Source organism: Frankia sp. CeTa3Moorea (genome assembly GCF_978021225.1).
The window spans coordinates 1-7,694 of the sequence record NZ_CDXDOR010000135.1; the positions used below are offsets into that span (position 1 = coordinate 1).

Below are 7,694 nucleotides of genomic sequence, written 5' to 3' on the forward strand. Positions count from 1 at the left end.
TCGACCCATCCGCGTGCGGGAGTCATCGCAGGTCACGGGTCTACGCGGGCGGAACGGAATCTTCGCAGCGATACCCACGTCGCGCTCGACGGCCACGGTGAGCCGGCGACGGCGTAGGCTAATGCGGCTTGGGGTGGGGCGTAATCGCAGTCGCGGTTGCGTCGCGATCAATCGCTACATTTTTGTCACGATGTAGTGAACCGCGCACCGATCTCCGCCTGAAGCCATTCAAGGTGTCGTGCGTCGGCACACGAAGGGGCTGCGGACGCTTTGACTTCAACGGCGGCGATCGCCTGGAGATATCTGCGAAGCCGATCCCGGGTCGCGCTGCAGAATCGTCGGCCGGACCAGGAACGGGCGAAGACCTGGGGGCACGACGTGCGTGTGTTGTTGTCAACCTATGGGGGGCGCGGTGACGAGGGAAGGCAACGAGAGATGAGGACGTGCCCAACACGAGGCTCGACAGAGCTGGAGGTGCCGGTGATTCGATCGGCCGGTGCCGTGCGAGAGAGCACGGCTGCCCCGGAGGTATCGCGATGAGCGAGCAGTACGTGTTGGGTCTTCAAGAGGTTGACGAGATGCAGGTCGCGGTCGTTGGCGGCAAGGGTGCGCACCTGGGGGCGCTGTCGCGGATCGAAGGCATCCGCGTGCCGGCTGGCTTTTGCGTGACGACGGACGCCTTCCGGCGGATCATGGCGGAAGTGCCGTCGATCGAGGGTCGGCTCGAGCAGCTGTCGCGCCTGAAGCCGGACGACCGGGAGGCGATCCGCACGCTCAGCGCGGAGATTCGCCGGACCATCGAAGGGATCGCCATCCCGGGCGATCTCGCGGCGGCGATTACCCGCGCGCTCGCCCAGCTCGGCGGGCAAGCCGCGTACGCCGTCCGGTCCAGTGCGACGGCAGAGGACCTGCCGACGGCCTCCTTCGCCGGCCAGCAGGACACGTACCTGAACGTCGTGGGGCCGGCGGCGATCCTCCGGCACGTCAGCCGGTGCTGGGCCTCGCTGTTCACCGAGCGGGCCGTGACCTACCGCCAGCGCAACGGCGTTGACCACCGTACGGTCCACATGGCGGTGGTCGTGCAGCAGCTGGTCTTCCCTCATGCGGCTGGCGTCCTGTTCACAGCCGACCCCGTCACGTCCAACCGGAAGGTCGCCTCCGTGGAGGCCAGCTTTGGCCTCGGTGAGGCCCTGGTCTCCGGCCTGGTGAACCCGGACGTCTTCAAGGTGCGCGACGGCGAGGTCGTCGCCGAGGCGGTCGGCGCCAAGCAGCGTGCGGTTCACGCCTCGCCGGCGGGCGGGACGCAGGAACAGGCGATCGACCTAGAGCGGCAGGAGCAGCCGGCGCTGACGGCTGCGCAGGTCGTGCGGCTCGTGCAGCTCGGCCGGCGGATCGAAGCGCACTTCGGCCGCCCCCAGGACATCGAATGGTGCCTGGTCGACGACGGCTTCCAGATCGTCCAGAGCCGGCCGATCACCACGCTGTTCCCCATCCCCGAGTCCGGCGACCGGGAGAACCACGTCTATGTCTCCGTCGGCCATCACACGTCTATGTCTCCGTCGGCCATCAGCAGATGATGACCGACCCCATGAAGCCCCTGGGGCTCTCCTTCCTTCTGGCAGATGACGACCCCCGCGCCCATGGCCGAGGCCGGCGGCCGCCTGTTCGTCGACGTCACCCAGAGGCTGGTCTCGCCGACGAGCCGCGCCGGCTTCCTGGAGCTCATGGGGAAATCCGATCCGCTGACCGGGGACGCGCTGCAGACCATCCTCGAGCGCGACGGCTTCATCCGGCCGCTGCCTGACGAGGGTCCCCCCCGGGCCACTGTCCGGCGGCGCGCCAGCCCCGATCGAGACCGATCCGGCCATCGTCACCGAGTTGATCGGGCGCAGCGAGGCCTCCATCGCCGCCTCGGAACGCGACATCCGGACGAAGTCGGGAGTGGCGCTGCTCGACGTCGCTGACGTGATCCGCCCACATCCGGGCGTGGTGGCGTTTCTGCAGCACGTCGAGGACGAGGGTTTCCTGGACGCGCTGCCCAAGCTCGCGGGCGGGTGGGAAGCGCGAGACGCCGTCGAGGCCTGGCTCGACAAGTACGGCATGCGCTGCGTCGGCGAGATCGACATCACGCGGCCGCGTTGGCGTGAACGCCCCTCCACGCTCGTGCCCATGATCCTCGGCAACATCAAGAACTTCGAGCTGGGCGAGAGCCGACGACGCTTCGAGCAAGGCCGGCAGAAGGCCTGGAAGAAGGAGCAGGAGCTGCTGGAGCGCTTGCGGGCCCTGCCGGACGGGGAGCGCAAGGCCGACGAGACGAAGCGGATGATCGACCGGGTCCGGACCTTCATCGGGTACCGGGAGTATCCGAAGTACGGCATGATCAGCCGCTACTTCGTGTACAAGCAGGCCTTGTTGGAAGAAGCCGAGCGCCTCGTACAGGCCCACGTACTTCGTGAGAAGGAGGACATCTTCTACCTCACGTTCCAGGAGCTCCACGACGTCGTGCGCACGAACCGCGTGGATGACCGGCTCATCGGCCGGCGCAAGGACGCGTTCAGGTCGTATCAAGCGCTCACGCCGCCCCGGGTGCTCACGTCGGATGGCGAAGTCATCGCCGGGGCGTACCGACGCGACGATTTGCCGGCCGGCGCGCTGAGCGGCCTACCGGTCTCCGCCGGGACCATCGAAGGGCGGGCCCGCGTCATCCTGGACATGGCACGGGCCGATCTCGAACCGGGCGACATCCTCGTCACGGCCCACACGGACCCCAGCTGGACGCCCCTCTTTGTCGCCATCGCGGGCTTGGTGACGGAGGTCGGAGGATTAATGACTCACGGCGCGGTGATCGCACGGGAGTACGGATTGCCGGCCGTCGTCGGTGTGGTAGATGCCACCCGACTGATCCCCGATGGGCAGCGGATCCGCGTGCACGGCACCGACAGGTACGTCGAGATTCTACCCTGACTGATCACACCGAGAACACCCATCCGTGGCTTCCGACCAAAACAACGCTAAACGCTAAGAAGTTAATCTTTCTGGGTTAGGATTCGGAATGAAATAACTTGTTCACTTCGGAGTCCTCGCGAGCCCGTGACCTGCGAAGACGCATATTGGCCTGCATTAATTACTTCATTACGAATTCTTACGCGGATGTGGGCGCGTCCTCGGCGGCGAGGCGCTCGCAACGTCGCTTCCCCCACTCGCCCAGCGGGCGGAGGGCCTCGTTGAGGGACGTGCCGTGCTCGGTGAGGGACAAGGACGAGGGCGCCGGGATCGTCCTCCAGCGCGGCCTCCAGCTCCTCGACGAGCGTGAGGGACAGGTGATTGGCCGGGTCGCCCTTGGCCTTCCGTAAGCGCGGAGTCTTCATCACCTCCGGCACGCTGGAGCTAGCGTGACAGCCGGACTCGGCCGAGCTGAGATCAGATCGTTGCTGGAGGAACTGGACGCCGAAGACGACGTCCCGGCCTCAAATTCGAACGGATCCACGGGCCCCGGCCCACCCGCGCCGGGGCCGGCGCGGGGCCCGTCCGGACCGGCGCTACCCGCCGAATGCAGCAAGTGCCTCGTCGATGACCGCATGACGATGGTGCAGCCCCGGCTCGTTGCGCCCGAAGACGAGCTCAGGCCGCACCCCCAACGCCATGTTCTTCTGGATGTCGATCGCCATGCGGTAGTCCTCGTCGCGCACCGTGGCGTGCGCGTACTCGAAGATCTCGTCCGCGGCGGTTCGCGTCGCCTCGTCCGTGAGATCCATCGGCGACGCGTTCTGGTGGTAGGTGATCGAATGACCCGGCCCACTCCCGGGATAGACCCGGAACACCTCGCCGTTGGCGACGGTGACCGAAAGGACGATGTTGGGGAACAATGCGTAGATCACCACGAGGTTGTGCAGTGGTTCCCATTCTTCCTCGGGCTTGTCCGCGAGGTCCGTGATGTGCCGCATCGGGAAGACCAGCCGATGGTGCGGGCCGAAGGAGTCGAACAGCGCGCAGTTGCTCTTGGTGATCAGCGCGAACGTGTCCCGGTGCACCGTGGCGAAGTGATAGTTCTCGGCGAACGTGTCAAGCGCGAACTTCCAGTTGATCGGGAAGTCGAGCACCTTCTCGCCCACCGAAGCCCAGCTACCGATGTCCCAGGACGCGAGTTCCGGGCCGAGCTCTCCCAGGTGGGCGTCGATGTCCAGGGGACCGCTGTCCGGCTGGAGACCGACCCACAGGAATCCGGAATGCTCCGCGGCGGGCAGTTGCGTGAGGCGGGGCTTCCCGGCCATCGTCGAGGGGAAACCTTCACGGCCGGGTCCGCCGACGAAGTCACCCTGGGCGTCATATACCCAGGCGTGATACGGGCAGACGAACCGTTCGGCCACGCCACAGCCCTCCGCGACCGGCGCCTGGCGATGGGCGCAGACGTTCTGGAAAGCCCTGACCGTGCCGTCCTCGCCCCGGGTCAGAAGCACGGGAACGCCCATGACGGTCTTCGTGCAGTAGCTTCCGGGTGCCGGCAGCTCAGAGCGGTAGCCGACAAGCTGCGGAGAGCGCAGGACAAGCTCGCGCTCGCGCTCGAAGCGTTCCTGGCCCGTGTACGCCAGGGCTGGCTGGCGGCGCTCAGCGGGCACCATGTCGGTCGTCTTGTCCATCGCGATTTTGAGCGCCCGTCGAGTGAGATCGATGAGCTCGTGGCGGTCGATCTGAGGCCTCCTTGATGCGGCAGTCCTGATACGGCGGTTACGTCATGCCAAGAGCACCGAAGTATCGGCACAAGATCGCATATGACGTAGTAGCGAAATCGTATGTGCCCTCGGCCAAACGCCGTTGAGCCGGCATCGTCGAATTCTCAATAGGAGCGACGGTGTCACTCTATGTGCAACACCGACAATAATCCCGGGTGGATGGGTGCGCTATGTCATAGCTATACGACCCTGCGTAGACGACACCCGAACGGATGGTCAGGGCGAGCCGATGGTCAGGGCGAGCCGATGGTCAGGGCGTGCAGGTGCTGCCGGGCTGACCGAAACCCGGCCGGGAGAGGTCGAGGTCGATCCTGTTGTCCGGGCCGAGGACGCGCGTGCGTTCCAGGACGCATTCCCGATGCGTCACGGTGTCGGTGACGGTGATGCGCTGAGGGCCGGCGTAGAGCGCTCCGCTACTCCAGTCGGACGACCCGGTGCTGGTGCGAACGGCGAAGGAGGAGATCGGGTAGCCGGTGGAGGAACGGGCGTGGCCACCGAAGATGACGATCCGCACCCGGCCCGGTGCCGGCGGCCGGCCGCGGTCGGTCAGTTGCCCGCTGATCCGAGCGGTCCCGGGGTCGCCGAGGGCGGTGAGGGCGATGCGGCCGATGGCGACGGAGTACGTCCAGCCGTGTGCCCAATGGTCGAACCGGTCGATGTAGAAACGCGAATGGACAACCTCGGCGTCATGCGCCTGATCCGGGTAGAACTCGAACGACAGGCCGGCGGTGCGCGCTCCCCAGTCGGTCCGCAGCAGACCACCCCGGACCAGGTCGGGCTGGGTGTTGCTCATGAAGTAGCCGGCCGGGAAAAGCAGGCCTCCGCCGGGAGGGAAACGGGAGTAGGTGGTGTAACTTCCCCGCTCCTGGCAGGCGTTGACGAAGGCGTCGCCCGTACGGGTCCGCGGGTCGTAGTTCTGGCAGGGAAGGTACGGTCGGCTGGTCGACCCGAGCACCAGGTCCACACCGACCGCACCGCCGATCGATGTCGGGCCTCCGTTACGATCCGTGAACCCCTCGAAGGGAACCGCGACGCCCTCGCCGCGGGTGGGACCGCCGGCCGCCCTGACCGGCGACGATGTCGCCATGGAAAGTAAAATGATTACGACCGCGAGCAGGAAAGCTCTCCTCCCCTCACGCGTCCTCGCGCTCCAGACCCGGGTACGAGCCAGCCCGCGGATCATGTCGACGTCCTCTCGCCTGGGGAGCCTCTGCCATCAAGCCGATGACACACGCAGGGAGGGGGCGCGCCGGCGGTGCTTTCCATAACCGACACGCAGTCGTTGCGAAACCGCAAGGAGAATGTCCGCTCGTGCTCAGCCTCCTGGAGCCCCCTCGTTCCCGTCTCCGGGCCGCGACTACGGCACGCGGCTACGGTACCTGGGGAACCGATCAGATGACACGCATGGGATGAGAGGGATAGAATAGCCGGCTGGATTCCGACGGTAGTGGTGACGGGTGCGGGACGGGGAATCGGCGCGGCGATCGCCACCGATCTCGCCCGGCGCGGATATCACGTGGTCGTGAACTACCGGCGGGATGCCGCGGCCGCCGCGGCCGTCGTCGCCGGCATCCAGCGGGACGGCGGCCAGCGGAGGTCAGCGGCCGATCCAGGTCAGGGGCCGGCGGAGGTCTCGGCGAGCTCCGCGACGAACGGACGGCCCTCCCGCCACGCGGCCACCTGCTCGGGCCGGCCGAAGACCTTCAGGTAGTTCTCGACGTTGGTCTCGTCGATCTCGCCCAGCACGACGGGTTCGAAGTCGGTGCCGTCCTCCCCGACGAAGGCCGGCAGCGGTTCCAGCACAGTGTCCAGACTCGGATAGTAGAAGATCCCGGTCGACTGCCGGGTCGCGCTGCCGCCGGCCACGACCCGGTGCCGGCCGGCCGGCAGCAGACCGTTGGTCCAGCGGGTGAGGATCGTTCCGGAGAGCACCTGCAACGCCCCGGGCACGACGGGCACCGGGATCCAGGTGCCGTCGGGCTGTTGCGCCTGGAGCCCGGAGTACTCGCCGTGCTGGTGCAGGACGGTCACCGCCGAGCCGTCGGCGTGCTCCAGCAGGAGAAGCTTCTCCTCCTCGGAGGCCGTGTCCGGGTAGGTCCAGGTCGGGTAGTCGTTGACGAGCAGGTTGAGGTGGTACGGCTCGTCCTGCGGGAAACTGCCGGCGGGTAGTCCGAGCAGCCGCTCGTACAGGCCGAGCACCCGCCGGGCCAGCGCCGCGGCCGCCTCGGCGTAGGCGACGGTGACCCCGCGCAGGTCGGGGTCCTGCGGCGGCCAGACGTTGGCGTGTTGGTAGAGCCCGAGCCACCGCTTCGACACGCCCGCCGCGGCAGCGTCGGCCGGGTTGTCGAACTGGCCCACGGAGTACCGTTCGATTTCCAGGCGGCCGAAGTCGTCAGGCCACTGCCGCCAGCCCCGGAAGGGGTGTCCGGTGGGACTGGCCAGCTTCGCCTTCTCCGCCCGCGGCAGACGCAGGATCCGCTCGACCCGACGCTGGAAGTCCTCGATCAGCTCCAGCGGAACGCCGTGGTTGACAATCTGGATCAGGCCGATCCGCTCGGCCGCCGCGCGCACGCGCCGCAGCAGGTCCGCGGGCGCGTCCTCGGCGAGGGCCACTTCCAGGTCGATGACGGGAATCTCGTCGGTCATGGCAGGGGGGTCCTCTCCGGTTTCTCCGACATCAGACATTCTCCTTCTCCGCCATCGCCCCGGTGCCCACCGCCGGCAGTGGCGGGAGCACAGGCAGATCAGCGGCGTCGAGATGGCAGTGCACGGTGTGGGATGCCGTCGTGGCGGCCCCGTCGAGCAGTCGGACGGGAGGGACAACGGAGTCGCAGAGCCCCTCCACCCGGCTGGGGCAACTCCCGGCGAAGCCGCAGCCCACGGCCGCGGGGAGGGTGGGCCGGGTCTTCCCGAGCCGCGTCGGCCACCAGACCCGCCCAGCCCACCCGGCCCGCCCGGGCGGTG

7 protein-coding genes are annotated in these 7,694 nt (G+C 67.6%); 3 read left to right on the forward strand and 4 right to left on the reverse strand.

Annotation, left to right across the window (positions count from 1 at the left end; genetic code table 11):
• The first annotated feature begins 536 nt into the window (after positions 1 to 536).
• Positions 537 to 1,577: a PEP/pyruvate-binding domain-containing protein gene (locus tag AC08OV_RS19300; RefSeq protein ID WP_476615072.1), complete on the forward strand. Its 1,041-nt coding sequence runs from the start codon at positions 537 to 539 to the stop codon at positions 1,575 to 1,577.
• A 301-nt stretch (positions 1,578 to 1,878) separates the two neighbouring features.
• On the forward strand, positions 1,879 to 2,964 hold the full coding sequence (locus AC08OV_RS19305) for a PEP-utilizing enzyme (protein ID WP_476615071.1): 1,086 nt from the start codon (positions 1,879 to 1,881) through the stop codon (positions 2,962 to 2,964).
• Positions 2,965 to 3,539: 575 nt separating this feature from the next.
• Here the strand turns inward: AC08OV_RS19305 and AC08OV_RS19310 are convergent.
• Both AC08OV_RS19310 and AC08OV_RS19315 read right to left on the reverse strand, forming a co-directional pair.
• Positions 3,540 to 4,637 carry an aromatic ring-hydroxylating oxygenase subunit alpha gene (locus AC08OV_RS19310; protein ID WP_476615069.1) on the reverse strand — a complete coding sequence of 366 codons (1,098 nt, stop codon included), beginning with the start codon at positions 4,635 to 4,637 and terminating at the stop codon, positions 3,540 to 3,542.
• Positions 4,638 to 4,980: 343 nt separating this feature from the next.
• Positions 4,981 to 5,913: a hypothetical protein gene (locus AC08OV_RS19315; RefSeq protein WP_476615068.1), complete on the reverse strand. Its 933-nt coding sequence runs from the start codon at positions 5,911 to 5,913 to the stop codon at positions 4,981 to 4,983.
• Positions 5,914 to 6,180: 267 nt separating this feature from the next.
• Between AC08OV_RS19315 and AC08OV_RS19320 the strand changes: the two genes are divergently transcribed.
• The gene (locus tag AC08OV_RS19320; protein ID WP_476620062.1) at positions 6,181 to 6,441 is read left to right on the forward strand and encodes an SDR family NAD(P)-dependent oxidoreductase; all 261 of its coding nucleotides are present in this window, start codon (positions 6,181 to 6,183) and stop codon (positions 6,439 to 6,441) included.
• On the opposite strand, the gene AC08OV_RS19325 is transcribed toward AC08OV_RS19320, so the two are convergent.
• Positions 6,345 to 7,376 (reverse strand): 2-oxoglutarate and iron-dependent oxygenase domain-containing protein, encoded by a 1,032-nt coding sequence (locus AC08OV_RS19325; protein WP_476615066.1) that lies wholly within the window; start codon positions 7,374 to 7,376, stop codon positions 6,345 to 6,347. The two genes, AC08OV_RS19320 and AC08OV_RS19325, sit on opposite strands and share 97 nt — an antisense overlap.
• Positions 7,377 to 7,407: 31 nt before the next feature.
• Positions 7,408 to 7,694 (reverse strand): hypothetical protein (locus AC08OV_RS19330; RefSeq protein WP_476620063.1); only part of this gene is annotated, 287 nt, incomplete at its 5' end.